26 protein-coding genes are annotated in these 25,577 nt (G+C 75.1%); 14 read left to right on the top strand and 12 right to left on the bottom strand.

All coding sequences use genetic code 11. The features are described from left to right. A partial coding sequence (locus SH587_RS21190; RefSeq protein WP_320672646.1) for a hypothetical protein occupies positions 1-1,660 on the top strand: 1,660 nt, incomplete at its 5' end. A gap of 31 nt (positions 1,661-1,691) precedes the next feature. Next, positions 1,692-2,564, top strand: a complete 873-nt coding sequence (locus SH587_RS21185) for a hypothetical protein (protein WP_320672645.1) — start codon at positions 1,692-1,694, stop codon at positions 2,562-2,564. A gap of 97 nt (positions 2,565-2,661) precedes the next feature. Here the strand turns inward: SH587_RS21185 and SH587_RS21180 are convergent, their stop codons facing one another. The 5 genes from SH587_RS21180 to SH587_RS21160 all read right to left on the bottom strand — a co-directional run bounded on the left by SH587_RS21180 (position 2,662) and on the right by SH587_RS21160 (position 8,130). Continuing rightward, positions 2,662-3,435, bottom strand: a complete 774-nt coding sequence (locus tag SH587_RS21180) for an SIR2 family NAD-dependent protein deacylase (protein ID WP_320672644.1) — start codon at positions 3,433-3,435, stop codon at positions 2,662-2,664. 4 nt (positions 3,436-3,439) lie between these two features. Further along, positions 3,440-5,464 carry a 3-hydroxyacyl-CoA dehydrogenase/enoyl-CoA hydratase family protein gene (locus tag SH587_RS21175; RefSeq protein ID WP_320672643.1) on the bottom strand — a complete coding sequence of 675 codons (2,025 nt, stop codon included), beginning with the start codon at positions 5,462-5,464 and terminating at the stop codon, positions 3,440-3,442. 114 nt (positions 5,465-5,578) lie between these two features. Then, on the bottom strand, positions 5,579-6,061 hold the full coding sequence (locus tag SH587_RS21170; protein ID WP_320672642.1) for a PadR family transcriptional regulator: 483 nt from the start codon (positions 6,059-6,061) through the stop codon (positions 5,579-5,581). Between the two features lie 80 nt (positions 6,062-6,141). After that, the gene (locus SH587_RS21165) at positions 6,142-6,816 is read right to left on the bottom strand and encodes a hypothetical protein (protein WP_320672641.1); all 675 of its coding nucleotides are present in this window, start codon (positions 6,814-6,816) and stop codon (positions 6,142-6,144) included. Positions 6,817-6,957: 141 nt separating this feature from the next. Then, positions 6,958-8,130 carry an acyl-CoA dehydrogenase family protein gene (locus SH587_RS21160; RefSeq protein WP_320672640.1) on the bottom strand — a complete coding sequence of 391 codons (1,173 nt, stop codon included), beginning with the start codon at positions 8,128-8,130 and terminating at the stop codon, positions 6,958-6,960. A 110-nt stretch (positions 8,131-8,240) separates the two neighbouring features. Here SH587_RS21160 and SH587_RS21155 point away from each other — a divergent pair, with 110 nt between their 5' ends. Both SH587_RS21155 and SH587_RS21150 read left to right on the top strand, forming a co-directional pair. Continuing rightward, on the top strand, positions 8,241-8,684 hold the full coding sequence (locus SH587_RS21155) for a hypothetical protein (protein WP_320672639.1): 444 nt from the start codon (positions 8,241-8,243) through the stop codon (positions 8,682-8,684). Between the two features lie 97 nt (positions 8,685-8,781). Next, a complete protein-coding gene (locus SH587_RS21150; protein WP_320672638.1) occupies positions 8,782-9,756 on the top strand; it encodes an alpha/beta fold hydrolase in 975 nt (324 codons plus the stop codon). 7 nt (positions 9,757-9,763) lie between these two features. Here SH587_RS21150 and SH587_RS21145 read toward each other — a convergent pair whose 3' ends face one another. Continuing rightward, positions 9,764-10,795, bottom strand: coding sequence for a LolA-like protein (locus SH587_RS21145; protein WP_320672637.1), 1,032 nt, complete (start codon positions 10,793-10,795; stop codon positions 9,764-9,766). Positions 10,796-10,887: 92 nt separating this feature from the next. Between SH587_RS21145 and SH587_RS21140 the strand changes: the two genes are divergently transcribed. The 4 genes from SH587_RS21140 to SH587_RS21125 are packed head-to-tail and all read left to right on the top strand — an operon-like array spanning position 10,888 to position 15,088. Next, positions 10,888-12,222 (top strand): D-glucuronyl C5-epimerase family protein, encoded by a 1,335-nt coding sequence (locus SH587_RS21140; protein ID WP_320672636.1) that lies wholly within the window; start codon positions 10,888-10,890, stop codon positions 12,220-12,222. Between the two features lie 39 nt (positions 12,223-12,261). Continuing rightward, positions 12,262-13,446, top strand: a complete 1,185-nt coding sequence (locus tag SH587_RS21135) for an ArsA family ATPase (RefSeq protein WP_320672635.1) — start codon at positions 12,262-12,264, stop codon at positions 13,444-13,446. Further along, the gene (locus tag SH587_RS21130; RefSeq protein WP_320672634.1) at positions 13,443-13,841 is read left to right on the top strand and encodes a hypothetical protein; all 399 of its coding nucleotides are present in this window, start codon (positions 13,443-13,445) and stop codon (positions 13,839-13,841) included. The genes SH587_RS21135 and SH587_RS21130 overlap by 4 nt, the downstream gene beginning before the upstream one ends. Positions 13,842-13,843: 2 nt before the next feature. Continuing rightward, entirely contained in the window at positions 13,844-15,088 is a 1,245-nt protein-coding gene (locus tag SH587_RS21125) for a hypothetical protein (RefSeq protein ID WP_320672633.1), read from the top strand. 176 nt (positions 15,089-15,264) lie between these two features. Here SH587_RS21125 and SH587_RS21120 read toward each other — a convergent pair whose 3' ends face one another. Next, entirely contained in the window at positions 15,265-15,510 is a 246-nt protein-coding gene (locus tag SH587_RS21120) for a hypothetical protein (RefSeq protein ID WP_320672632.1), read from the bottom strand. A 113-nt stretch (positions 15,511-15,623) separates the two neighbouring features. Further along, entirely contained in the window at positions 15,624-17,015 is a 1,392-nt protein-coding gene (locus SH587_RS21115) for a hypothetical protein (protein ID WP_320672631.1), read from the bottom strand. Between the two features lie 59 nt (positions 17,016-17,074). Here SH587_RS21115 and SH587_RS21110 point away from each other — a divergent pair, with 59 nt between their 5' ends. Both SH587_RS21110 and SH587_RS21105 read left to right on the top strand, forming a co-directional pair. Next, positions 17,075-17,974 (top strand): AAA family ATPase, encoded by a 900-nt coding sequence (locus tag SH587_RS21110; RefSeq protein ID WP_320672630.1) that lies wholly within the window; start codon positions 17,075-17,077, stop codon positions 17,972-17,974. A 14-nt stretch (positions 17,975-17,988) separates the two neighbouring features. After that, entirely contained in the window at positions 17,989-19,536 is a 1,548-nt protein-coding gene (locus tag SH587_RS21105) for a VWA domain-containing protein (protein WP_320672629.1), read from the top strand. Positions 19,537-19,586: 50 nt separating this feature from the next. Here the strand turns inward: SH587_RS21105 and SH587_RS21100 are convergent, their stop codons facing one another. Next, on the bottom strand, positions 19,587-20,273 hold the full coding sequence (locus tag SH587_RS21100) for a hypothetical protein (RefSeq protein WP_320672628.1): 687 nt from the start codon (positions 20,271-20,273) through the stop codon (positions 19,587-19,589). 59 nt (positions 20,274-20,332) lie between these two features. Beyond that, on the bottom strand, positions 20,333-20,809 hold the full coding sequence (locus SH587_RS21095) for a winged helix-turn-helix transcriptional regulator (protein WP_320672627.1): 477 nt from the start codon (positions 20,807-20,809) through the stop codon (positions 20,333-20,335). A gap of 60 nt (positions 20,810-20,869) precedes the next feature. Between SH587_RS21095 and SH587_RS21090 the strand changes: the two genes are divergently transcribed. From SH587_RS21090 to SH587_RS21075, 4 genes are read left to right on the top strand one after another with little or no spacing between them, the layout of a single operon-like run. Continuing rightward, on the top strand, positions 20,870-21,409 hold the full coding sequence (locus SH587_RS21090; RefSeq protein WP_320672626.1) for a PaaI family thioesterase: 540 nt from the start codon (positions 20,870-20,872) through the stop codon (positions 21,407-21,409). A 22-nt stretch (positions 21,410-21,431) separates the two neighbouring features. After that, the gene (locus tag SH587_RS21085) at positions 21,432-22,226 is read left to right on the top strand and encodes an ABC transporter ATP-binding protein (protein WP_320672625.1); all 795 of its coding nucleotides are present in this window, start codon (positions 21,432-21,434) and stop codon (positions 22,224-22,226) included. Beyond that, positions 22,223-23,023 (top strand): ABC transporter permease, encoded by an 801-nt coding sequence (locus SH587_RS21080; protein WP_320672624.1) that lies wholly within the window; start codon positions 22,223-22,225, stop codon positions 23,021-23,023. The genes SH587_RS21085 and SH587_RS21080 overlap by 4 nt, the downstream gene beginning before the upstream one ends. Beyond that, positions 23,020-24,111 (top strand): ABC transporter substrate-binding protein, encoded by a 1,092-nt coding sequence (locus SH587_RS21075; RefSeq protein ID WP_320672623.1) that lies wholly within the window; start codon positions 23,020-23,022, stop codon positions 24,109-24,111. The genes SH587_RS21080 and SH587_RS21075 overlap by 4 nt, the downstream gene beginning before the upstream one ends. A 3-nt stretch (positions 24,112-24,114) precedes the next feature. On the opposite strand, the gene SH587_RS21070 is transcribed toward SH587_RS21075, so the two are convergent. Both SH587_RS21070 and SH587_RS21065 read right to left on the bottom strand, forming a co-directional pair. Further along, complete coding sequence (locus SH587_RS21070) at positions 24,115-25,206, bottom strand: DNA glycosylase family protein (RefSeq protein WP_320672622.1); 1,092 nt, start codon at positions 25,204-25,206, stop codon at positions 24,115-24,117. A gap of 43 nt (positions 25,207-25,249) precedes the next feature. Beyond that, positions 25,250-25,573, bottom strand: a complete 324-nt coding sequence (locus SH587_RS21065; protein ID WP_320672621.1) for a hypothetical protein — start codon at positions 25,571-25,573, stop codon at positions 25,250-25,252. Between the last annotated feature and the right edge of the window lie 4 nt (positions 25,574-25,577).

The following is a 25,577-nucleotide window of genomic DNA, read 5'->3' as shown; positions in this document are numbered from 1 at the left end:
GCAGGATCCGTACAACCCGGTCGACGCGATCTTCGCCGCTGCGCGCTACCTCCGTGCCGCCGGCGCGGAGAAGGACATCAAGAAGGCGATCTTCGCCTACAACCACGCCGACTGGTACGTCGACTCGGTGCTGATGCGGGCCCGCCTGTTCGGTGGCCTGCCGCCGGACCTCGTCGGCTCGCTGACCGGCCTGACCCAGGGCGTCTTCCCCGTCGCCGCCAAGGCCCGCTACGCCGGCGACGACAGCAACCGCAAGGCCCGCACCCGCACCAAGGCGGGCAACGCGGCCAAGGCGGTCGACTCCGGCGCCCAGCGCTCGATCGAGATCTTCTCGCGTCCCGGCGCGGCGGCGATCGCCGTCCAGGACGGCGAGATCGTCAAGATCGGCGCCAACCCGCGGCTGGGCAAGTTCGTCCAGCTGCGCGACGTCTACGGCAACACCTACACGTACGGCAACCTGAAGTCGCTCTCCGCCTTCTACCCGGTCGCCAAGGCGAAGGCCAAGGCCGAGGCCGAGCGCGAGGCCGACACCACGGCGCTCGATCCGTCCAAGGATCCGAAGCCGACCGTGCCGGCGACCGCCGGCTCGCAGCGCGCCGCCTCGCGCAGCGCCGCCAAGGACGCCGTCGCGGCCCCGGCGCCCGACGCCGAGGCGACCGACACCAAGGAGCGGGTGTTCGCGAATCCGGCGCGTCCGGTGGCGAAGGCGTTGGGTGGCGCGGAGCAGCTGGCGAACGCGGAGTTGGAGAACGGCTCCTACAGCTCGTACCTCTCGTCGTTGCATGGGTTGTCGAAGGACGACATCCGGTTGAAGCGGCTGAAGAAGGGCGCGCGCGTGATGGCGGGCACCGTGCTCGGTCGGATCGGCAAGACCGATGCGGGTCGCACGCCGCACTTGCAGTTCGAGATCCGCCCGGCCGGCAAGGGCGCCCCCAGGGTGGATCCGAAGCCGATCCTCGACGGGTGGAAGTTGCTGGAGTCCACGGCGGTCTACCGCGCGAAGGGCCAGAACCCGTTGTTCGGCAACGACGGCAACGCGACCGCCGGCCAGGTCCTGCTGATGAGCAAGGCCCAGCTGCAGGACCGCGTGCTCGCCGACCGCCACATCGACATCTACCCCCAAGGCCGCACCGACATCGCCGCCGGCGCGATCGATCGCCGCGTGCTGGCGACGTTGGAGTACCTGACCGCCAACGGGCTGCGGTTGACGATCACGTCGCTGCGCTCCGGCCACGGCTATCTGACCGCGTCGGGCAACGTGTCGGAGCACTCGAGCGGCAACGCGGTCGACATCGCGGCGGTGAACGGGATCACGATCACGCCCAAGACGCAGGGGCCGGGGACGATCACCGACTCCACCATCCGCCTGCTGCTGCAGCTGCAGGGCGCGATGAAGCCCCACCAGATCATCTCGCTGATGACCTTCCCCGGCACCGACAACACCATGTCGCTGCCGGACCACGACGACCACATCCACGTCGGGTTCCGCCCGACGGTCGAGAACGACCCCAAGCTCGGCAAGCAGATCGCCCAGATCCTCAAGCCGAACCAGTGGATCAAGCTGATCGACCGCATCAGCGAGATCGACAACCCCACCGTCCTCACCAAGCCCTCCAAGTACGCCCTCCGCACGCCCAAGAAGGGCCAGGGCGACGACTGATCGCCAGCGTGGCGTCGCGACGCCCGCCGTCGTGCCGACCACTCCCTGGTTCCAGATCGTCCAGCTCGAGCTCGCGGGTGAGCTCGAGCTGCCAGATGGCCGCTGGATGGTCCGCGGCCACGCCAACCGGCCGCGCGCCGTCGTCGTGGTCGAGGGCACCGAGCGGCCCCGGCGCCGCTTCCTGCGGGGCCGCCGCGACGACGACGAGCCCTCTCCCCTCCCCGCCGTCCGGCTGACGGTGGTCGACGCCGACCCGCTCGACGTCGACGACCCCGAGGCCTGGCTGCGCGCCGCCGACGGCGAGGCTGCGCTGCAGACCGCGCTCGAGCTGGTGCGGCGGCTGCTGCACCTGCAGGCGATGGCCGCCGCCGATCCCGATCCGCGGCCGGTGCGGGTCCGCGACCTGACCGCGGCGCGGCTCGGCTACGGCACCGGCGACCAGGCCTCGGACGGCCGCTGGACCGCCGGGCGCCGCGTGCCGGTCCCGGCCGAGCAGCCGGACCGGATCCGCCGCAGCGGCCGCGGGATCGGAGCCGAGGAGCGGCTGGCCGACCTGCTGGCCGGTCGCGACGCCGTGCTCGCCGCCGAGCTGCTGACCCTGCGCGCACGCCAGGACCTGGCGGCCGGACGGACCCGCGAGGCCGCGCTCCAGCTGCGGGTGGCGCTGGAGGCCGCGATCGCCGAGCTGGAGCCGTGGCGCGACGTGCCCGGCCTGGACCCGGCGCTGGCCGGTCTCCGCGACCAGCGGGCGGCGACGGCGGAGATCGCCGCGGCCGCGGCCCGCGGCGGGCTCGACGAGCAGCAGGTCGAGCGGCTGCGGGCGATCGTCTCGACCCTCGTCCAGACGCTGACCAAGCGCTCGGGCGGCCGCCGCGTCGGCGAGCGCCCGATCTGGACCCCCTGACCGGCCGCTCGCCGGTCCGCCGCGCGCTCGCGTGGCGGACCGCCCCCGGACGCCGGGGGTCAACCGCCACGCGAGGGAGGGAGGTGCGCTTCGGGGGTCAGTCGCCGAGCTGGTCGAGCGCCGCGAGGACGCCCTGCAGCTCGTCGACCACGTCGCCGTCCAGGCGGACGGCCGCGACGTCGTCGTAGGGCGTCTCGCTGGCCGTGACGACCGCCACCCGTCCCCCGGCCGCGAGCGTCGCCGCCGGCAGCTCGGAGACGGGGAAGACGACCAGCGAGCTGCCGATGCAGAGCAGCAGGTCGGCCTTCAGGGCCAGCCGCTCGGCGCGGCCGATCGCCTCGGCCGGAAGCATGTCGCCGAACAGCACCACGTCCGGCTTCAGGACCCCGGCGCAGACGGCGCAGCGCGGAACCCCGTCGGGCGCCTGGGCGATCAGCCGCAGGCTCTCCTCGAGCCCGGTCCGGTGGCCGCAGGCCGGGCAGTGGCAGCCGGCGATGCTGCCGTGCAGCTCGACGACGTCGCGCGAGCCGGCCTTCTCGTGCAGCAGGTCGATGTTCTGGGTCAGGACCGCGTCGAGCCGGCCGCGCCGCTCCAGCTCGGCCAGCGCCCGGTGGGCGTCGTTCGGCTCGATCTGGCCGAGGCTGGCGAAGCGGTGGCCGTAGAAGGCCCAGAACCGCTGCGGGTCGCTGCGCCAGACGTCGACGTGGGCGACCTCCATCGGGTCGACGTTGGCCCAGATCCCGCTGCCCGGCGTCCGGAAGTCCGGGATCCCCGAGGGGACGGAGATCCCGGCGCCGGTCAGCGCCACGACCGACCGCGCCTCGCGCACGAGGCGGGCGAGCTGCTGCTGGCGGTCGGTCGCGGTGCTCATCGGGTCACTTGCCCTGCCAGCGCGGCTCCCGCTTGGCGATGAAGGCGCCGATGCCCTCCTTGGCGTCGGCCGAGGCGAAGACGCGGGCGAAGCCCTGCTTCTCGGCCTCGATCCCGGCGTCGAGGTCGGCGACGGCGCTGGCCTTCTTGATCTCGGCCACGGCCAGCGGGGCCTGGCCGGCCAGCCGCCGGGCCCAGTTGAGGGCCACGTCGAGCAGCTCGTGGTCGTCGACCACCAGGTTGGCGAGGCCGTGGGCGAACGCCTCCTCGGCCAGGATCGGGTCGCCGACCAGGTTCAGCTCCAGCGCCTTCGCGTCGCCGACCAGCCGCCGCAGCCGCTGGGTGCCGCCGAAGCCGGGGATGATCCCGAGCTTGATCTCCGGCTGGCCGAAGACGGCCGAGCGGGCCGCGATCCGCACGTCGCAGGCCAGCGCCAGCTCCGAGCCGCCGCCGAAGGCGAGCGCGTTGACGGCCGCGATCGTGACGATCGAGCTCTCGCCGAACTCGCGGAAGAGCGCGTGGGCGTCGTTCAGCAGCGCCGCGCCGGAGGTCTCGTCGAGCTGGGTGAAGGCCTTGATGTCGGCACCGGCCGAGAAGACGGCCGACATCGGCGAGGCCGAGGCGAAGACGATCGCCCGCACGCCCTTGACCTTGGCGGCGTCCCAGACCTTGCGCAGGTCGGCGACCAGCGCCGGCGAGATCGAGTTGACCGGCGGGTTGTCGATCCAGGCGATCTGGACGTCGCCCCGGGTCTCGACCTTGATCTTCTCGCCCGGCTGCTCGCCGTCGTACTGCGGGTAGACGTAGAAGCCCTGGCCGGTCTTCGTGCCGAGGCGGCCCTGGGCGACCAGGCGCCGGATCAGGACCGGCGGCTCGAAGCGGTCGCCGTGCTGCTCCTTCGCCGTCTCGAACCGCTCGAGGATCACGTCGAGGCCGTCGACGTCGGCCTTCAGCAGCGGCGGCAGGATCCCGCGGCGAGGGTCGAGGCCGGTGCCGGCCGCCATCCCCAGGTCGACGTCGCGGTGGGTGGCGTCGCCCTCCTCGATCAGCAGCGCGGCCTCGCGGACCTGGGCCAGGTGGGCCAGGTTGACGATCTCCTCGATGTCGGGGGTCGCGTCGCCCTCGACGTTCGGCGTGCCGTCGGCCTGGTAGAAGCCCTCGCCGGTCTTCTGGCCGAGCTTGCCCTCGGCCACCAGCTGCTGCTGCCGCTTGTGGACGTAGAAGCGGGCCGCGGTCGAGCTGTCGCCCTCGTCGACCTCCTCGACCATCTGCTCCTGCAGGTGCAGCGCCGGGTCGAGACCGAGCGCGTTGAGCAGGAAGAACGGGCCCATCGGCAGCGCCTTGCCCTGCAGGCCCTCGTCGAGCGCCTTGATCGAGAGGCCGCCCTCCTCCTGGGCCCGGAAGATCTCGGAGAGGCCGGCGGCCAGCAGCCGGTTGACGGTGAAGCCGGGGCCCTCGCCGACGACGATCGGCTGCTTCTTGGTGGTCTGGGCGAAGGCGTAGGTGGTGGCGATCGTCTCCGGCGAGGTCAGCTCGCCCTCGACGATCTCCAGCAGCGGCATCACCGAGGCGGGGAAGAAGTAGTGGGTGCCGATCACCCGGTCGGGGCGGACGGTCGCGACGGCGATGTCGCTGATCGCCAGGCCCGAGGTGTTCGAGGCCAGGATCGCGTGGCCGGGGGTGACCGCGTCGAGCTCGGCGAAGACCGCCTGCTTGATCTCGAGCTTCTCGGGGACGGCCTCGATCACGAAGTCGACGTCGCCGAACTGGTCGTAGGTGAGCGTGCCGTGGATCCGGCCGATCACCTCGGCGACCTGGGCGTCGGCCTGCTCCTGCGTCGCCTTGCCCTTCTTGACCAGCTTGCCGGCCTGGCTGGCGGTCGCGGCCCGGGCGGCCTCGATCCCCTGGTCGACGAGCTCCTGCTTGATGTCCTTGAGGACGACGTCGATCCCGGCGGCGGCGATGGTCTGGGCGATCTGCCCGCCCATCGTGCCGGCGCCGACGACCGCGGCCTTGAAGACGAACGACATGGCGGCTGTGCTGCTCCTGATTCGGGTGAGAGCCGTCCGGCCGGCGCGGCGGCGGGGCGCCGACGACCGGAGCGGGGGGCCGAAGCCTACTGGCCGACCGGCCAGGCCCGCCGCTCAGCCGACCAGCTCGCGCCGCAGCGCGGCGACGGCGGCGGCGACCTCGTCGAGCGTCGGCACCACCTCGTCGCGCAGCCGCTCGCGCTCGGCGGCGCCGGCCTCGGTCAGCCGGTAGAAGCGACGCGAGCGACGGACCGGGTGCTCCCACTCCCCCACCGCCAGCCCGTCCTCCTCGAGCGCCCGCAGCAGCGGGTACATCGTGTTCGGGTTGACCGCCACCAGCCCGCCGGAGAGCTCGCGGATCCGGTCGATCAGGCGGTTGCCGTAGGCCGGCTCGGCGTCGTCGAGCAGCTGCAGCACCAGCAGCCGCACCAGTCCGGCCCGCCGCAGCGCCCCGCCGAGCGGGTCCTGACCGCCGCCGGTGCGCGCCGGACGCGCCCCGCCCTCGGCGGGCGGCTCCGGCCCGACCGCCTCGCGAGCGGCCTCGCGGGCGGCACGGCGCGCCTCGCGGCGCCGGTCGACCGGTGTGGAGGGGGACACCCTGTCAGGATCGCATCTGCGGCGGCCGGGGGCGCTCGTCGCTCGGCCAGCCGTCCACTGGGGGGCCGAGGACTCCCTCCTCAGCGGGCGACGCCCGCAGGACCAAGGGTGGTGGTGACGCTGACCGCGGTCGGCCAGCGGGTCGCCGCCATCCAGGTCCCACGGCCGGCGCGGACCCGGACCTGGTTCATGATGATCGGCACCCCGCCGACCACCTGCAGCTCGCGCGGGACGTCGAACGCCAGCCGGTAGGCCCAGCGACCGCGCAGCTTCGTCACCTCGCCGATCACGGGCGTCCGCACCACCGCCGGGTTGTCCATCGCGACGAAGAAGTAGACCCGGGTCGGGCCGCCGTTGACGACCGTGATCCGGGCCTCGGTCGGGGACGTGTCGGCGTCGGCGTCGGCCCGCCCGCTGCCCATGATCGAACCCTTGGGACAGCCCGCGGTCGAGGCCCGCGCGAGCATCGTGGCGATGCTGCAGCGTGGGAAGCGGCCGCCGTTGTAGACGGTGCCCCGCGGGAAGAGGAAGACGGCGCGCTGGAGCGTGCGGCGCTCGTCGCCACCGGCCGGCTGGCCCCACCGCATCAGCACCTCGACGTCGAGGCCCCGTGGACGGCGTGGCGTCGGCGCCTTGCCCGGAGCGAGCGTCGCCACCAGCTCGGTCTGGGCCGTCAGGGGGCCGCTGGCGGCGGCCGCCGGCTCGGCGACGGCCAGCGACAGCATGAGGATCGGGGCGAGGGTCGTGGCGCGCATGGGGATCGACCGACCCTAGCCGAACCAGGAACACTGGTGTTCGGGAATCTCCCGTGACGTTCCGGTCTCCCCGCGACCGGAACGTCACATACGGCGGCGTGGGGCGGGGCCGCGCGGCCCCGCCCCTCCCCCGCCGGCCGGTCAGACCGAGGTGACCGCGGCGGCCTCGACGTTGCGACCGAGCAGCGTCTCCTTGGCGATCACGAGCCGCTGGATCTGGGCGGTGCCCTCGTACAGCTGCATGATCTTCGCGTCGCGCATCAGCTTCTCGACCTTGTACTCCTTGATGAAGCCGTAGCCGCCGTGCACCTGGACGGCGTCGGTGGTGACCTCCATGCAGGTGTCGGCCGCGAAGCGCTTGGCGTGCGAGCTGGCCAGCGTGTTGCGGAGGCCGGCGTCGAGCAGCGCCGCGCCCTGCCAGGTCAGCAGCCGCGAGGCCTCGATCTTGGTCGCCATGTCGGCGATCATGAACTGGATCGCCTGGTGCATCGCGATCGGCACGCCGAACTGGACGCGCTCCTTCGAGTACTCGGTGGCCATCTCGAAGGCGGCGCGCGCGATCCCGGTGGCCATCGCGGCGACGCCCGGACGGGTCCGGTCGAGCGTCATCATCGCCAGCTTGAAGCCCTTGTTCTCCTCGCCGAGCAGGTTGGCGGCGGGGACCACGGTGTCGTTGAAGGTGATAGTCGCGGTGTTCGAGGCCCGCTGACCCATCTTGTCCTCCTTCTTGTCGACCGTGACCGTGTCGTCCTTCGGCACGACGAAGGCGGAGATGCCGCGGTGGCCGGCCTCCGGGTCGGTCTTCGCGTAGACCGTGAAGTAGTCCGCGTAGCCGCCGTTGGTGATGAAGCACTTCGAGCCGTTGATGACGTAGTCGTCGCCGACCCGCTTGGCCGTCGTCCGCATCCCCGCCACGTCGGAGCCGGCACCCGGCTCGGTGAGGCAGAACGAGACCAGCTTGTAGTTCTCGGTGATGTCGCCGAAGACCCGCTTCTTCAGCTCGTCGCTGCCGCCGAGGTTGATCGGCGCGCAGGCGAGGCCGTTGGCGGCCAGCGAGGTGCCGATGCCGGAGCAGCCCCAGCCGAGCTCCTCCTCGATCAGCACGCCCTCGAGGAAGTTCATCCCCGGCCCGCCGTACTCCTCCGGCACGTGGGTGTTCATCAGCTGGAGCTCCCAGCCCTGCTTGAGGACGTCCTCCGGCCAACTGCCGTCCTTGTCGTGCTCCCAGGCGACCGGACGCATGACGTTGGCGGCGAAGTCGTGGGCCATCTCGCGGATGGCCTTCTGATCGTCGGTGAGAGTGAAATCGACCACGGGAGCGCTCCTAGCGGGGAGATTGACTGGTCAGTCAACCGAGAACGCCCATCAGGATACCGTGCGCCGGACGCCCTGTCTCGACCGCTCCGGTGCGTCAGACTGCCGGCGTGGACACGGTGATCACGATCGTGGTGTTCGGGGTGGTCGGCCTCTCGGGTCTGATCGCGATCGGCGTCCTCTTCCGCGGCGAGAGCCCGCACGACCAGATCGGGGCCGGCGGCCTCGACGTGCGGGTCCCGCCCGCCGGCGGCGGCGGCGGCGCGGTGGCCGAGGAGCCGGCCGAGCTGCGCGAGGACGACATCCGCCAGATGCTGGAGGCCCGCAACGCCCGCCGCCGGCGACGCGGCGAGCCCGAGGCGGACGTCGACGCCGAGCTGCGGGCGCTGCTCGACGAGCGGCCAGCCGAGCGCCGCGAGCGCGATCCCGAGGTCGAGCAGGAGGCGCGCGCGATCGTCGCCGCCCGCAACGCCCGCCGCCGCCGGCGCGGCGAGCCCGAGGGCGACGTCGAGGCCGAGGTCGCGGAGCTGCTGGACCGGATCGACCCGCTCTGAGGGACCGCCGGGCAGGGCCCGGTTCACCGGACCGACACCCCCTGTGTGCAGGATCTTCACGGTCCGGCGGCCTCCGGCCGGGGAGCGTTGGGGACGCATGGCCACCGCCGTCCTCCGTCCGTTCCCGACCCCGCCCGGCCGCCCCGCGCCGCCGGCGCCCCCGACCCCGCCGACCGGGGACCGGCAGCTCTCGGTCGCCTCGGCGGTGCTCGAGCTGCCCGGCGGGCGCCGGCTCGGCTACGCCTGGCACGGACCACGCGACGGACGGCCGGTGGTCTACCTGCACGGAGCGGTCGGGACGCCGCTGCGACCCGACCCCGCGATGCTGGAGACGCTGGCCCGCGAGCACGTGCGGCTGCTGCTGCCCAGCCGGCCCGGGTTCGGCCGCTCCGATCGCGCCCCCGGGCGCCGGATCCACGACTGGCCCGGCGACCTGCTGGCGCTGGCCGACGCGCTGCGGCTGGAGCGGTTCTCGCTGATCGGCGTCTCGGCCGGCGGTCCCTACGCGCTGGCCTGCGCCCGCCAGCTGCCGGCCGAGCGGCTGCGGCGAACCCTGGTCAGCGGCTGCGTGGCCCCGGTCCTCGGACCCGGCGCCGCCGCCCCCGGCTCGCTGGTGCTGCGCGGCGGCCGCGCGGCGCTGCGGCGGCCGCTACTGGCTCGGCGGGTCGGCGATCGGCTGGCCACCGCCCTCCACCGCCACCCGCGGCTGCTCGGCGCCTCGCTGGCCTGGCGCGCCTCGGCCGCCGACCGACGACTGCTCGACGCCGGCGAGCGGGCCCAGATCGTCCAGGCCACGCTCGAGGCGACCGAGCACGGGATCGGCCCCTTCCTCGACGACCTCGACCTGGTGCTGCGGCCGTGGGGCTTCGAGCCGGAGAGCGTCAGCGGCGAGGTGCTGCTGGTGCACGGCGGCCAGGACGCGACCGTCCCCCCGGCCCACGCCCGCGAGCTGGCCCGCCGGCTGCCGCGCGGGAGCCTGCGGCTGCTGGCCGGCGAGGGCCACTTCTTCTTCCGCGCCCGGCTCGGCGAGCTGCTGACGCTGCTGCTGGCGCCGCCGCCCGGCGGCCGCTGACCGACCGCTACTGGAGCTTCGCGCAGCGCTCCAGCGCGTCGACGTCGTTGCCCGCCTGGGCCACGCACTGCTCGTACTGCGAGCCACCGCCCGACGAGCCGCCCGAGGCCGAGCCACCGCCCGACGACGAGGAGCCGCCGCCCGACGAGCCGCTGCCACTGCCGCTGCCCGACGCCGACCCGCCCTGGGCCTGCTGGAGCGCGCTCAGCGCCTCCTCCAGCTTCGGCGCGTCCTTCGGCTGCTCGACCGTCACCGGCTCGTTGATCCGGCTGAGCCCGAAGTCGAGCACGACCGCGCCCGACTTCAGCTTCAGGTCGATCTTCATCCGCCGCAGCTTGCCCGAGCCCTCCGCCGCCCAGACGTCGATCGCCGCCGCCTGGATGTCGCCCTGGAGCCGCTTGACCGTCGCCGTCGCCTGCTTGACCTCGGCCGCGCCGGTCGCCTGGCCCGCCCGCGACAGCAGCTTCACCAGGTCGTCCCCCAGCCGCCGCTGGTCGACGCCGGCCTTGACGTGGGTGACGTCCTCGCCCGCCAGCTTCTCGTCGCCGACGGTCTTCGGGTCCTTCAGCCACGAGCGCGGGTCGATCCCCAGCGACTTGAACGAGAGGCCCGAGCCCTTGCCCTTCTGGCCCTCGTCCTGGAGGTCCTTGACGACGTCCTGGCCGAGCAGGAACGGCTGGCCGGCGAGCTTCAGGTAGGTCGAGCCGCCCGCCGACAGCAGGCCGATCTGGGCGTCGGACGAGCCGCCCGTCGCGCCGCCGAGGTCGACCGCGAAGTCGAACTTGGTGCCCTTGTCGTCGCTCGCGTACGGGCCCTTGACCGCGATCTTCAGCGGCCCCGCGTCACCCGCCGCCTCGCCGGTCACGTCGAGCTTGACGTCGACCGTCGCGCTCTTGATCGACTCGCCCTTGCCGAAGGCCCGGGCGACGACGTCGGAGGCGGACTCCTTGCCGCCGCAGCCGGCCAGCGCGGCCAGCAGGGCGAGCAGCAGCACCAGGACGAGCGGCGCGGTGGAACGGCGGAACGTGGCTGCGATCATCGGTGCGGGCGGCGCGGGGGGACGGTGGCGGTCGGCCCGGAATGGGTGGGAACCTGCGCGCGCCGGAAGGCGGCGAGCCTACCATCGGTCAGGTGCCCGATCCGACGATTCTTCGGCGGCGAGCCACCGCGCTGGCGTGCGTCGCCATCGCCCTGCCGCTGATCGCCGCCGTGCCCTCGCCGCTGCCGGCGTCCCCGCTCGACGCCGCCCCGGCCGCCGCCGCGAGCAAGAAGAAGAAGCCGAAGAAGCCGAAGTACACGGTCGAGGGCGAGCTGCGGAAGCTGCGCAGCGCCAAGTCGATCTCGCTCGCCGACTACCGGGCCTGGCGGGCCCTCTACCGCGACGCCCAGGCGAAGGCCAAGCGGCTGCGGAAGAACGGCACCGCCCGCAAGGAGCTGGAGGGCGTGATCCGCAACACCGAGCAGATGGCCGCCCGCCGCCGGATCGACGCGTCGCTCGCCCCCAGCGTCTTCCTGACCCTCCAGGTCAACCGCGACTGGTGGACCACCCGGCCGGTCCCCCCGGTCGGCTCACGGCCGGTCGTGCCCGGCAGCCCGCTGACCTGGCAGTACTACTGGGGCGAGGGCCTGCAGATCCAGTGGCTCGGCACCTTCGGCACCGCCAACGCGCTGGCCACCACCAAGACGCCGGAGAAGCTGGAGCAGCTGCGGGCGATCGAGGACGAGGCGCTGCGGCTGGCCTCGCGCCGCGCCGGCGGCCCGGCCTGGCAGTACCTCTTCGACTTCGGCGGCGGCGCGCCGCCGTGGGCCTCGGGGATGGCGCAGGTGACGGCGATGCAGTCGCTCGTCCGCACCAGCGAGCGGACCAACGACCCCAAGTACCGCGAGACCGCGCTGCAGGCGGTCGCGCTGCTGCGTCGCGCCCCGACCAGCGGCGCGCGGCTGAAGCGGCCGGCCGGCGACCACATCCTGCTCTACACCTTCAGCCGCGCCCGGGTCCTCAACGCCTTCGCCCAGGCCGTCTCCGGCCTCCACGAGGTGGCGGCGAAGACCGGCGATCCGAAGGTCTCCGCCGGCTACGTGCGGGCCGAGCGCGAGCTGCGGGCCGAGCTACGGTCCTACGACACCGGCCGCTGGTCGCTCTACCAGCTGGGCGGGGCGAACGCGACCGTCAGCTACCACACGCTCTCGCGCGATCTGCTGCGGGGCCTCTGCAAGGCGCTGCAGGCCGACGAGATCGCCTTCGCCGGCGGCCAGCCGGTGGCGGGCGCGCAGCCGCCGGCGCCGCCGAAGCCCTACTGCGACATGGCGACGAAGTTCACGAACTACCTGGCCGCGTCGCCGGCCGGGCCGCGCGCGACCAGCCGCCGGGCCGGACCGGGCGGCGACGCCAGCGGCCTCGTCCCGCCCGCCCCCGTCGCCGACCCGGGCGCCACCGTCGGCGGGCCCGCCGTCAGCCAGCCCTGAGCGGCCCCCGCCCCGGCGCGGCATACACTCGCGGCCACGATGGCCGCGCGGATCGTCCTGTACACCGGCAAGGGCGGCGTTGGCAAGACCTCGGTCGCCGCCGCCACCGCCCGCCGGATCGCCGCCGCCGGGCAGCGGGTGCTGGTCGTCTCGACCGACCCCGCCCACAGCCTGGCCGACGTGCTGGGGACGCCGATCGGGCCCGAGCCGACCGCGCTCGGCGACGGCCTCGACGGGCTCCAGGTCGACGCCCACGCCGAGCTGACCCGCCACTGGAGCGCGGTCCGCGCCTGGGCCGGACGGACCCTCGTGGCCCGCGGCGTCGACCGGGTCTCGGCCGAGGAGCTGACCGTCCCGCCGGGGATGGAGGAGCTGCTGGCGCTGCTGCGGCTGGTCGAACTGCGCGACGCCGGCGACCACGACGTGCTGGTGGTCGACTGCGCCCCGACCGGCGAGACGCTGCGGCTGCTGTCGTTCCCCGACATCGCCCGCTGGTGGCTGGACCGGATCATGCCCCGCCAGGAGCAGCTGCTCGGCGCGGCGCGGCCGATCGCGAAGGCGGTCCTCGACGTCACGATCCCCGACAGCGAGGTGCTCGACGAGATCGGGCGGCTGATGCAGAACCTGCTGCGGATGCGCGAGCTGGTGGTCGACCACGACGCGGTCAGCGTGCGGCTGGTGACGACGGCCGACCGGATCGTGATCGACGAGGCGCGGCGAACCTACACCTACCTGTCGCTCTACGGGATCGCGACCGACGCGATCGTCGTCAACCGGCTCTTCCCCGACGACGTCGGCGCGTACTTCGCCCGCTGGCGCGACCAGCAGCAGCGGCACCTGGAGGAGATCCACGCCGCGTTCGCCCCGCTGCCGGTGCTCGACGCGCCCTACTTCGACGCCGAGGTGGTCGGCGCGGCGGCGCTCGACCGGCTCGGCGACGCGCTCTACGCCGAAGTCGACCCGGCGGCGATGCTCCACCACGGCGCGGCGCGCGAGCTGGAGGTCGACGGCGACGAGGCGCGGTTGCGGATCGCCGTCCCGCTCGCCGACCGCGACGAGGTGGCGGTGCGGCGCGCCGGCGACGAGCTGATCGTCGAGGTGGCCGGCCGCCGCCGCACGGTGCTGTTGCCGGCGGCCATCGCGCACTATCGTCCCTCGGGGGCCGCGCTCCGCGACGGCACGCTCGAGGTGGCGCTGCGCGCGCCGGCCCCCGCCGACCGATGACCGACACGACCACCACCGACTCCGACTCGCTCGAGGAGCTGCGGCAGCGGATCCGGGCGACCCAGGAGGCGGCCGAGCGGCTGCACCGCGACGCGGCCGAGGCCCGCGCCGCCGACGCCGCCGGCGAGGTCCCCCCGGCCGGTTGGGACACCCCGCGCGCGCGGAGCGAGAAGGCGGACGAGGTCCACGCGCTGGCGCTGCTGCTGCGGTCGCTGCGCGATCTGCTGCCGAGCGAGCTGCAGGCCCAGGTCAACGCCCTGATCCGCGAGCTGCTGATCCTGGTGCGGGCGATCATCGACTGGTGGGTCGTCCACCTCGACGCCGGTCCGCGCCCGGCGGCCGTCGCCGGCGACGGCACCGCCGAGGCCCGCGTCCAGGACATCCCGATCGGCTGACCGTGGCGACGCCCGACGCTCCTCCCCCCGAGCCGGAGCCGGCCCCCCGCGCCCGCGAGCGGCGACCGCGCTACGGCCTGCTGCAGGCGTGGTCGAACCTCAGCTCGGCCCAGCAGCGGACCGCGGCGGCCGCGGTCGTCGTGCTCGTCAGCCTCGGCGCGCCGTGGTACACGAAGTCGGTCACCTCGTTCCCGGGCCCGAAGACGAGCGACAGCAGCCTCTCGGCGTTCGGCTCGTTCTCGTTCGTCGAGGCCGCGGTGCTGCTGGTCGGCGCCGCCGTGCTGGCGCTGGTCTGGGGCCGGGCGACCGAGCGCAGCTTCTCGCTGCCCTTCCGCGACGGCACGCTGGTGACGGCGGCCGCCGGCTGGGTCGGCTTCCTGATCGTCTACCGGCTCTTCGACCACCCGTCCAACGAGACCTCGTCGGGCGCGGGCGGCTCGGGGATCAGCACCACGATCGGCCTCTCGTGGGGGATCTTCGCCAGCCTGGCCGCGGTCGGGCTGCTGCTGGCCACCGGCCTCGACCAGCGCCGCAACGCGCCGGCCGCACCGTCCCGCGCGCGCCGTCGCGAGCGGGAGCGGCCGGTGGTCGACCCGCGCGCGGTCGTCGACGCCGACGGCTGGGAGACGGCCCCGCGGCGCGAACGGCGACCGGAGGCCGCGGGCCCGCCGGCGCAGGCCCCGGACGGGCGGCCGCGGGCGTCGACCCGCCGCGAGCGCGACCGTGACCGCGACTGGGACGCGCCCGAGCGGCCGCGTCCCCCGCGGCCCGCGGGCGGCCAGGACAGCACCCGCGCGCTCGGTCGCGAGGACGCCGCCCGGCTGCTGCGCGAGTCGGGCCTGGACAGCGGCCGTCAGCCGCCGCCCGCGCGCCGCGAGCGCGAGCGGCCGCCGCACGGCAGCTGGGCCGGCGAGCTGGCCGATCCGCCGCGGCGGCCGGCCGCCGATCCGGCCGAGGACCCGACCCGCCACGTGCCGCGGGAGGACGATCCCGCGCGCTACGTGCCGCGGGAGGACGACCCGACCCGCCACGTGCCGCGGGAGGACGATCCCGCGCGCTACATCCCCCGCGAGGACGATCCCACGCGCCGTGTGCCGCGGGAGGACGATCCGACCCGCCATGTCCCGCGCGACGACGACCGGGCGCGCGATCGCCGCGAGCCGCCGGTCGAGGATCCGACCCGGATCGCCCCCGCCCGCGACGAGCGGCGCGAACGGGGCCGCGGTCGCGGTCGCCGCCGGGACTAGCCCGCCGGATCCGCGAGGTCGTCGATGCGGCGGCCGTCCTCCGGGCCGAGGGGGCGAACGTCACGTAGTCACCGGCGGGGGCGAACGTCGCATGGCGTCCGGCGACGGCGGAGCGTGCGACGTTGGCCCCGCCCTGGCCCGCGCGGCCCCGCCCCCCGGCCCCGCCCCCCCCCGGCTCAGCGCTGGCCGTCGCGGCGCTGCTGCTGCTGACGGCGGGCGTCGCCGATCGACTCGTTCGGCGGCAGCCGGCGGTCGTCGCCGCGCAGCGGGTCGGGCGCCGGGCCCGGGCTGTCGCGCCAGGCGCCGAAGCCGCCGACGACCATCGCGAAGGTCGCCACGAACAGCAGCGCGAGGCCGGCGACGACGACGCCGCGGAGCTTGATCAGGTGGCCGACGATCGCGACGATCATCGCGATCGCCATCAGCACGACCACGAGCGACGCCGAAACGGCCCCCAGGGGCGGCACTCCGTACACAGCCGGGAGGATCCCACAGCGACCGGGCCGGCGCGCCCCGGTGGCCGAGCGTCCCCCGCTCAGCGGCAGCGCGGTGGACGAACGATCCAGCCCCCGCCGCGCCCGGTCAGCACGGCCGCGTCGGCCGCTCCGGGACGGCCGGCGGCGTCGGGGATCGACTCGTCGATCAGCTCGGCCACCAGCGTCCGCGGGCCCGGTCCCGACCGCACCGGTCCGCAGCGGCGCAGCGCCTCGGATCCGCCGGCGGCGTCGATCGCCCGCTCCAGCGCCCGCCGCGCCGTCGCCCGGTCGTCGACCAGCCGCGCGCCGGCCCGCAGCTCGTCCTGCCCGAGCGCGGCCAGCGCCGCCACCAGCACCACCGCCACCAGCGGGGCCGCCCCCGGCCGCCGCGGCAGCGCGGCCACCGCGGCACCGGCGGTCGCGGCCAGCAGCGTCAGCGCCGGCACCAGGTAGCGCGGGTTGCCGGCGAACCCGGCCTGGGCCATCACCGCCACCAGCAGCGCGTAGCCGAGCGTCAGCAGCAGCCAGGCGGCCGGCTCGACCGCGCGCGTGACGCCCGCCCGCCGCCGCTCGGCACCGCCGAGCGCACCAGGTGGCGAGATCCGACGCGTCCACGGACGCCAGGCACCCGCCCGCCGGCCCACGACCCGCGCCCCGCCCGCCGCCAGCGCCCAGCCGCCACCCAGCAGCGCCAGCAGCAGCACCAGCCACGGCCCCTGGCGCCCCAGGTCCTCCCAGACGGTCAGGAACGGCACGTCGGTCAGCGCCGCCGAGCCGGCGCTGGCCGTACCGGTCGCGCCGCGGGTCGACGCCAGCCCCGACGAGAGCAGGTCGGGCACGATCCACAGCACCAGCACCGCCGCCCCGGCGGCCACCACCGGCACCACCGCCAGCCGCCGGCGGCCGATCGCCCACAGCCCGTAGAGGCCCAGGAACGGCCACACCTCGGGCCGCACCAGCGCCCCCAGCGCGGCCAGCGCGAACGCCCGCCGGTGGTCCCCGTCGGCCGCGGCCAGCAGCGCCCAGGCGATCAGCGCGCCGAGCAGCGGGTCGGCGTTGCCGAGCGCCGCGTTCGGCAGCCACCAGGGCGACAGCAGCACCGCGGCGGCCGCCGTCAGCGCTCCCGGCCCGCCGGCGACCCGCCCCGCCAGCCGCGCCGCACCGACCACCGCCAGCAGCGCTCCCGCCCGCGCCACCACCAGCCAGACCAGCGCCGCGCCGTCGCCGAGCACGGCCGCCGGCCCGGTCACCAGCAGCGGGAACGGCTTGAACGACGGCCCGGCGTTGGTGTCGAGCGAGAGGCTCCAGATCTCGCGGCCCCAGACCACCCAGGCCGACGCGTCGAAGGCCAGCGCCCGGCCCAGCGGCAGCGAGGCGATCGCCACCAGCACCGCGCCGACGACCCACGCAGCGGGGCGCGGTCCCCCGGGCGCAGTGCGGGCCTCGAGCACCGCGCCATCGTGCCACAGCGGCCCGCCCCCGGAGCCCGCGGGCCTATCATTGCTCGCCCGTGTCCGATACTCCCGCCACCGTCGAGGACCTGGACGCCGGCCTGCGCAGCGTGGGCTACCTGCCCGGCACGCGGACGTCGCTCGTCTCGCACCTCGCGATCCACCTCGACAAGCCCGTCCTCGTCGAAGGCCCCGCCGGAGTCGGCAAGACCGAGCTGGCCAAGGCCCTCGCGTCGGTCCTCGACCGCGACCTGATCCGGCTCCAGTGCTACGAAGGCCTGGACGAGGCGAAGGCGCTCTACGAGTGGAACTACCGCAAGCAGCTGCTGCGGATCCAGGCCGAGACCGGGGCCGCGAGCGGCGACGGCGAGGGCTGGAGCCAGGTCCAGGACGACGTCTTCGGCGAGGAGTTCCTGCTCACCCGCCCGCTGCTGCAGGCGATCGCCAGCGAGCGCCCGGTGGTCCTGCTGATCGACGAGATCGACAAGACCGACCAGGAGTTCGAGGCGATGCTCCTGGAGCTGCTCTCGGACTTCCAGATCACCATCCCCGAGCTGGGCCGGATCGCGGCGACCACGCAGCCGGTGGTGCTGCTGACGTCGAACAACACCCGCGAGCTGACCGAGGCGCTGAAGCGCCGCTGCCTCTACCTGTGGCTCGACTACCCCGAACTGGAGCACGAGCTGGAGATCGTCCGCCAGCACGTCCCCGATCTGTCGGCCACGATCACCCGCCGGCTGGTCGAGGTGGTCAGCGAGATCCGCGGCCTCGACCTGAAGAAGCCGCCCTCGATCGCCGAATCGATCGACTGGGCGCGGACGCTGCTGCTGCTCGGCGCCTCCGACCTCGACCAGCGGACCTTCCGCGAGACGCTGTCGGTGATCGTCAAGCACCGGACCGACATCGACCTGGTCGCCGAGCGGGTCGGGCTGCGCCTGCCCGCCCCGGCCAGCGACTGAGCGAGCCGCCGGCCGTGAGCCCCGGCGTCCCCAACCTGCCCTCGGGGCCGGAGGCCCGGCGGCTGCGGCAGGCGGCGATCCACGCCCACCACGGCGCCGACGGCGTGCCCGGCGGCCTCGCCGGGCAGCTGGTCGCGTTCGGCGAGGAGCTGCGCGGCGAGGGGATGTCGGTCGGCACCAGCGAGCTGCTCGACGCGACGACGGCGCTCGGCGCGGTCTCGTGGAGCTCGCGCGAGGCGTTCCGCGAGACGCTGGCCGCGACCCTCGCCAAGTCGCCCGAGGACCGCCACGTCTTCGACCTGGTCTTCGACCGCTTCTTCTTCCGCGCCGCCGAGGCCGAGGCGGTGCGGCTGAACGCGACCGACGCCGAGACCGCCCAGCGCGCGGCCGAGGAGGGCGACGGGGGCGGCGAGGGCGCCGAGGAGGGCGGCGACCTCAGCGACCAGGAGGGCCAGGCGGGCGAGCTCGACCTGGACGCGATCCGCGACGCGGTCGCCCAGGCGATCGCCGAGGGCGCGTCGAGCCGGATGGCCGACCTCGCCGCGCTGGCGATCGCCGGCGTCGGCGGTCAGGTCCAGGACTCGGGCGTGGTCGGCGTCGACGTCCAGCGGATCCGCCGCACGCTCGACCTGCGGCCGGAGCCCAACCCCGACGCACCCGAGGACGACCCGCGCCGCCAGGGCCTCCCCCGCGAGGGCATCCGGGCCTTCGAGCAGGCGCTGCGGCGCGAGCTGGAGCGGCGCCGGATCCAGCGGCTCGGCGAGCTGCCGCCGGCGCGGCCGCTGAACCAGATGGACCGCGCCCTGCCGAGCGCCCCCGGCCAGGACCTGGCCGAGGTCCACCGCGTCGTCCGGCAGCTGAAGCGGCGGCTGAACACCCAGGGCCAGGAGCTGCGCGGCCAACGCCGCCGGACCCAGGTCGACATGCGCGCGACGCTGCGGGCCTCGCTCCAGACCGGCGGCGTGCCGGTGGTGGTCAAGGAGCGCGCCGTCCGTCCGCGGCGGCCGGAGATCTTCGTCCTCTGCGACGTCTCGACCTCGGTCACCAGCGCCTCGCTCTTCTTCCTCTCGGTCCTGCACGCGCTCCACGACGCCTTCCGCAAGATGCGCTCGTTCGTCTTCGTCGAGCGGATCAGCGAGGTCACGGAGCTGTTCGAGCGCGAGCGCGAGTTCAAGGACGTGGCCCAGGCGATCGGCCGTGACGCCGGGGTCGCCGACGTCACCGGCTACACCGACTACGGCCGCGTCTGGCGCGAGTTCCTGGAGCAGACCGAGGACGAGCTGCACCCGCGGGCGACGGTGATCGTGCTCGGCGACGCCCGCACCAACGGCCGCGACCCGGCCGAGGCGGCGTTCGCGCGGATCGCCGAGCAGGCGGGCCGGACCTTCTGGCTGAACCCGGAGCCCGCCCTCTACTGGGACTACGGCGACTCGGTGATCAGCCGCTACGCCGCCCACTGCCAGGTCCACGAGTGCTGGACCGCCGACCAGCTGGAGGGCTTCGTCGCCGCCCTCACCCGCGGCGGGCCGGTCGAGCCGAGCGCCCCGCCGAAGCGGCGCTAGCTCGCGGCGGTCGGGGCCGGGGCCGGTGCCGGCGCCGGCCCCGGCGAGGATCAGCCGATCGGGGTCAGCGACCGCTTCCCGTCCGCGCGCACGAGCTCCAGACCCGCCAGCCGCTCCAGGCGGAGGCCGGCGATCCGGTAGACGTTGTCCGACACGCTCGCCGTCGCCAGCTCCTGGCCCTCGGCGCCGCGTGCGACCACGCTCAGGACTCCGTCGGGCGCGAGCCCGCGAATCGTCGCGTCGCCGGTGATCGGGACGTTCTCGATCGGCGCCGGCGTCCTGCCCGGGCCGGGCATCTGCTCCGCGGACAGCTTCTCGGGCAGGCCGGACCCAGGGTCGATCCGGGCCAGGAACACCAGTCCTCGTTCCAGCTGCTCCGCCGATCCGCAGGTCACCGCTCCGTCAGCCGGCCGCAGGCAGACGCCCCGTTCGCCGGGAACGATCTGCCACTGCCCGACCGCGTCGGGTGCGGGCACTTCCACGACCCGCTCCAGGTCGACGCCGAACGACGCGACCGCCGGGCCCTGCAACGCCCGGCGCTGCTCGGCGCTCAGCGCGACCGGGGCACGTTCCTCGGTCGCGGCGACCTGCACGAGATCCTGGGTGGCCCCGCCGGCGCTCGTCGAGACGATCGCCGCGGCCGTTCCGGTGAGCGCGATCGCGGTGAGGCCGGCCGCGACGCGCGTTCTGGTCAGGTGCATCGCTACCAGTCCTTTCGAGCGCCCGTCCCCCGGCAAGACGCACAGCGATATGTATCAAAATCAGATCCAATCGTGCAATCGAATCTGATCGATCACTAGCCCGCGGCGGCCGGCGACGACGCCGGCCCCGCCGCACCCGGACCGACCGGCTCCAGCTCACGGCCGTCGTCGGCCAGCAGGTGGCCCTCGTCGCAGACCAGCCGCGCTCGCACCGGCGCCCCGCAGCCGCGGTGGAGGACGCGCAGCGGCGGGCCCTCGGGGCCGGCCAGGTGACGGTCCCCCCACTGCATCAGCGCGGTCAGGACCGGCTGCAGCTCGCGGCCGGCGGCGGTCAGGCGGTACTCCTGGCGGGTCCGCCCCTCCGGCGGCCGGTAGTCGCGGCGCTCGAGCACGCCGGCCTCGACCAGCGTCCGCAGCCGCTGGGCCAGCACCGCCCGCGGCGCGCCGGTGTGGAGCTGGATCTGGTCGAAGCGGCGGACGCCGAGGAAGACCTCGCGCAGGACCAGCAGCGACCAGCGCTCGCCGACGACCTCGAGCGAACGAGCGACGGAGCAGACGCGCGGCGTGGCCATGGGGCCAGTCTCGCAGGTTCAGCGTTCAATTTGCGAACTCAGCGTGCTAGCGTCCCCGCCATGAGCACGCCCGAGCCGATCACCGACCCCGCCGCGCCGCCGGCCGATTGGGGCGCCCCGCGCCAACGGACGGTCACCTGGTTCGACCCGCTGGCGACGGCGGCCAAGGGCGCCGCGCTCTCGGGCCGCGAGTACCTGCAGGCGATGGCCGACAGCGAGCTGCCGCCGGCGCCGATCGCCAGCCTGATGGGCTTCGGCGTGACCAAGATCGGCGACGGCGAGGTCGAGTTCACCGGCGTCCCCGACGAGTCGGTCTACAACCCGATCGGCGTGGTCCACGGCGGCTTCGTGGCCACGATCCTCGACAGCGTGCTCGGCTGCGCGGTCCACAGCACGCTGCCGGCCGGCGTCGGCTACACGTCGATCGAGATGAAGGTCAACTACCTGCGCGCGGTCCATGCCGACTCCGGCGCGCTGACCGCCCGCGGCTGGGTGACGAAGCCCGGTCGCCGGGTCGCCTTCGCCGAGGCCGACGTCCGCGACGGCGCGGGCAAGGTCGTCGCCACCGGCTCCAGCTCGCTGCTGATCATCGCGCCGTAGCGGTGGGTAGCCTGGGAGGTCGGTGAGCGACCCGACCTCACGCGACGGGTCGGCCGATCCCGCCCCCGCCCTCAGCGCCCGCGGCGTCGTCCGCCGCCGCGGCCCGCTGCCCGTCCTCGACGGGATCGACCTGCGGGTCGCCCCGCACGAGCTGGTCGCGCTGGTCGGCCCCTCGGGCTGCGGCAAGTCGACGCTGCTGGAGCTGGTCTGCGGCCTTCAGGCCCCCGACGGCGGCACGCTGCGGGCTCGGCCGGCGGCGCTGATGCCGCAGCGCGACCTGCTGCTGCCGTGGCTCGACGCCCGCGACAACGTCGGGCTGCCGCTGCGGCTGGCCGGCCGCGACCGTCGCGCCGCCCGCGCCGCCGCCGGCGAGTTGCTGGAGCGGGTCGGGCTGGAGCGGTTCGCCCGCAGCCGCCCCGACCAGCTCTCGGGCGGGATGCGGCAGCGGGTCTCGTTCCTGCGCGCGCTGGCCACCGAGCGCGAGCTGCTGTGCCTGGACGAGCCGTTCGGCGCGCTCGACGCGATCACCCGCGAGGAGCTGCGCCGGTGGCTGGCCGCGCGGCTGCGGGAGCGCCCGCGGAGCGTGCTGCTGGTGACCCACGACGTCGAGGAGGCGGCGCTGCTCGGCGACCGGGTGGTGGTGCTCGGCCCGCGGCCCGCGCGGGTGGTGGCCGAGGTCGCCGTCGACGCCGGCCCGGCGCTCGAGCGCGAGCCGACCGACCCGCCGGTGGTCGCCGCCCGCCGCGAGATCCACGCCGCGCTCCACGCCGCGATCGCCGCCGGCCGCGCGGCCGAGGCGAAGGCGGGGCCGGCGTGAGCGCCCGCGACCGTCCGCCGCTGCCGCTGGCCGCCCGGATCGCGCTCGGCGCGCTCGGGCCGCTGCTGCTGCTCGGGGCCTGGGAGGGCTACTGCCGGATCTCGGGCGTCGACGCGCTGCTGCTGCCGCCGCCGAGCGACGTGGCGACCGCGCTCTGGGACGACCGCTCGCTGCTCTGGGAGACCTTCCTGATCACCGCCCGCGAGATCGTCTTCGGGCTCGCCGTCGCGCTGCTGCTGGGCCTGCTGCTGGCGATCGCGATGCACCTCTCGCGGGTGGTGCGGGCGACGCTCGGCCCGCTGGTGGTCGGCTCGCAGGCGATCCCGCTGCCGGTGCTGGCGCCGGTGCTGGTCTTCTGGCTCGGGTTCGGGATCGCGCCGAAGCTGGCGATCGTGGCGATCATCTGCTTCTTCCCGGTCGTCGTCGCGACCCTCGACGCGCTCGACCGGGTCGACCCCGACCTGACCCGGCTGCTGCGGACGATGGGCGCCGGCCGCTGGCAGCGGCTGCGCTGGGTCGAGCTGCCCGCCGCGCTGCCGGCCGCGCTCTCCGGGGCCAAGATCTCGGTCGCGATCGGGGCGATCGCCGCGGTCTTCGCCGAGTACGCCGGGACCGAGCAGGGCGCCGGCGGGCTCGGCCACGTGATCCAGTCCGCGCAGTCCGGCCTGGCCACCGATCGGGCCTTCGCCGCGGTCGCGATCCTGGCCGCCTTCACCATCCTCACCACCGGGGCGCTCGCCCTCGCGCAGCGACTCCTGGCACCCTGGGCACACCGCCGACCCGGAGACGCTCCATGAACCTTCGCCGACTCCTGCCGCTGCTCGCCGCCGTCCTGACCACCCTCGGGCTGACCGCCTGCGGGGAGAAGTCCGAGGACGTCTCCGGCGCGCAGCGGCCCCCGCAGGAGCGGATCTCGCTGCTGCTGGACTACCTGCCGAACGCCGATCACGCCGGGCTCTACGCCGCCCAGGCGAACGGCGACTTCGAGAAGGCGGGCCTCGACGTCGACCTCCAGACGCCGCAGGATCCGGCGTCGGTGCTCGGCCTGGTCGCCTCCGGCAAGGTCGACGTCGGCATCACCTACGAGCCCGAGCTGCTGCTGGCGCGGTCCCAGGGCCGCGACCTGGTGGCCTTCGCCAGCGTCGTCAGCCGCCCGCTGACCTCGCTGATCAGCCTGCCGAAGGCGAAGATCGACAGCCCGAAGGACCTCGAGGGCAAGACCGTCGGCACCGCCGGGATCCCGTACCAGACCGCCTACCTGCAGACGATCCTGAAGAAGGCCGGGGTCGACCCGAAGGACGTCAAGCAGGTCAACGTCGGCTTCAACCTCAACGGCGCGCTGCTGTCGGGCAAGGTCGACGCGACGCTCGGCGCGTTCTGGAACTACGAGGGTGTCGACCTGGAGCGCCGCAAGCGCAAGCCGGTGGTGGTCCCCGTCGACCGGCTCGGCGTGCCGACCTACGACGAGCTGGTGCTGGTGGCCCGCAACCGGACGCTGATCGACCGCGAGTCGGCGATCCGGCGGTTGGTGCGCGCGATCGGCCAGGGCTACCAGGCCGTCCGCCGCGACCCGGAGGCGGGCACCGAGCCGCTGCTGAAGGCCAACCGCGACCTCGACGCCGACCTCCAGCGCGAGGCGGTCGCGAAGTCGGTCGACGCCTTCTTCCCCGCCGACGCCAAGAAGCCGTGGGGCTGGATGGAGACCGACGACTGGGCCAGCTACGCGCAGTGGATGCTCGACCAGGGCCTGCTGAAGCGCCAGATGCCGCTCGACAACGTGCTGACCACCGACTTCCTGGCCGGCGAGGGCGCGGGCGAGGGCCGCAAGACGCCGGGCGCCCAGGACCGACCGGCCCAGAAGCTGCCCGGCTACCGCGGCGAGTAGCGCTCAGACGGCGGCGGTGGCGGCGGTCGCGGCGGCCCGCCCGGGCTCCAGCGTCCGCACCGACCGCGGCGGGGCGACCGTCCGCGGGCGGGGCGGCGGCGGAGCCAGGGGCGGCCGCGCCGCCAGCAGCGCCGCCGCCGCGCGGCCGCTCGGCAGCCGGTCGCCGCGGGTCGCCATCAGGTGGGCGGCGGCGAGCGCGCCCCACGGCGCGTAGGGGGCCAGCAGCGCGTCGACGTCGGCCTCGGTGGCCCGCGCCCGCGGGTCGCCGGTCCGCATCCGGCCGACCGCCTTGACCAGGTTGAGGTCGCCCGAGGGCGGCCGGTCGACCCGCCCGAAGCCCTGGCCGGCGACCAGCGCCAGGGTCCAGGAGCCGATCTCGGGGATCCGGCCGAGTCGCAGCAGCGCCCGCTCGCTGTCGCCGCCCAGCTCGGCGTCGATCCGGCCGGCGGCGATCTCGCGCGCGGCCCGGTGGAGGGCGGCGGCCCGCTTCGGCGCCAGGCCGCAGGCCTCCAGCTGGGCCGGGGTCACGCGGGCGGCGACGTCGGCCGCCGAGGGCGCGTCGCGGAGGCTGGCCGCCCGCTGCGCGCGGGCGCCGCCGCGACCGGGGACCGCCAGCTCGGGGACGGCCAGCGCGGCCCCGTGGCGCCAGACGATCCGGCGCTCGATCCGGACCGCGTCCTCGAACGCGATCAGCTGCTCGCAGACGGCGCAGAGCAGCGCCTCGAAGGCGGTCGGCCGCTGGCTGGGGCGCAGCCACGGCCGCTCGCGGAGCGAGGCCCCGATCAGCGGGTCGTCGCGGTGGGCGCGGAGGAACGGCCGCAGGTCGAGGTCGACGGCCAGCGCGTGCCGCCAGCGGGCGAGCGCGCGGGCGGCGAGCCGGCGCGGGTCGTCGGTCGGCGGGGCGTCGCCGACGGTCCGCGCTCCCAGCACCACCGCCCCGTCGCGACGACGGGCGGCCCGCAGCAGCAGCGGCTGGCCGTCGACGTGGGTCAGCCGCAGCAGCACGTCGCCGCGCCGCCGCAGCAGGCCGTCGGCGGACGGCCCGGGCAGCCGGTAGGCGCCCGGCGGCAGCAGCTCGGCGCGCAGCTCGACCATCGCCGAGCAGGCTACGCCGCCGGACGGCGGCAGCGGGCCGCGATCAGCGCCCGCGGGGGCGCAGCTGGTGGACGTCGACCAGGAACCGCTGGCTGTCGACCACGTCGAGCCCCTTCGGCGGCGCCCAGCGGCGGCGGCTGCGGGCGCTGCGGTGGGCGACGACGGCGGTCGCGATCGCCCCGGCCACGAAGCCGGTGGTCGCGACGGCCGCGGCCTGGACCGCGACGGTCTTGACGCTGCGCTGGCCGGCGAGCGTCGTCGGGCCGTCGTCGATCGGGGTCGCGACGGCGTACAGCTCCCCGTCGACGAGCTCGCCGATCGCCTCCTCGTACTCGTCCAGCTCGGAGTCGGGCAGCGGGGACGACATGACG

Origin of the sequence: Patulibacter defluvii (assembly GCF_034096925.1) — a bacterium.
GTDB lineage: Bacteria > Actinomycetota > Thermoleophilia > Solirubrobacterales > Solirubrobacteraceae > Patulibacter > Patulibacter defluvii.
Note: the sequence above shows the minus strand (reverse complement) of the source record. Positions and strands in the feature narration are given on the sequence as shown.

Coding starts and splice junctions, on each gene's coding strand:
- SH587_RS21180 (WP_320672644.1), bottom strand. CDS start 3,435: ATGAGCACCGCGACCGACCGCCAGCAGCAGCTCGCCCGCCTCGTGCGC.
- SH587_RS21175 (WP_320672643.1), bottom strand. CDS start 5,464: ATGTCGTTCGTCTTCAAGGCCGCGGTCGTCGGCGCCGGCACGATGGGC.
- SH587_RS21165 (WP_320672641.1), bottom strand. CDS start 6,816: ATGCGCGCCACGACCCTCGCCCCGATCCTCATGCTGTCGCTGGCCGTC.
- SH587_RS21150 (WP_320672638.1), top strand. CDS start 8,782: ATGGCCACCGCCGTCCTCCGTCCGTTCCCGACCCCGCCCGGCCGCCCC.
- SH587_RS21145 (WP_320672637.1), bottom strand. CDS start 10,795: ATGATCGCAGCCACGTTCCGCCGTTCCACCGCGCCGCTCGTCCTGGTG.
- SH587_RS21135 (WP_320672635.1), top strand. CDS start 12,262: ATGGCCGCGCGGATCGTCCTGTACACCGGCAAGGGCGGCGTTGGCAAG.
- SH587_RS21130 (WP_320672634.1), top strand. CDS start 13,443: ATGACCGACACGACCACCACCGACTCCGACTCGCTCGAGGAGCTGCGG.
- SH587_RS21120 (WP_320672632.1), bottom strand. CDS start 15,510: ATGGCGATCGCGATGATCGTCGCGATCGTCGGCCACCTGATCAAGCTC.
- SH587_RS21095 (WP_320672627.1), bottom strand. CDS start 20,809: ATGGCCACGCCGCGCGTCTGCTCCGTCGCTCGTTCGCTCGAGGTCGTC.
- SH587_RS21090 (WP_320672626.1), top strand. CDS start 20,870: ATGAGCACGCCCGAGCCGATCACCGACCCCGCCGCGCCGCCGGCCGAT.
- SH587_RS21075 (WP_320672623.1), top strand. CDS start 23,020: ATGAACCTTCGCCGACTCCTGCCGCTGCTCGCCGCCGTCCTGACCACC.
- SH587_RS21070 (WP_320672622.1), bottom strand. CDS start 25,206: ATGGTCGAGCTGCGCGCCGAGCTGCTGCCGCCGGGCGCCTACCGGCTG.
- SH587_RS21065 (WP_320672621.1), bottom strand. CDS start 25,573: ATGTCGTCCCCGCTGCCCGACTCCGAGCTGGACGAGTACGAGGAGGCG.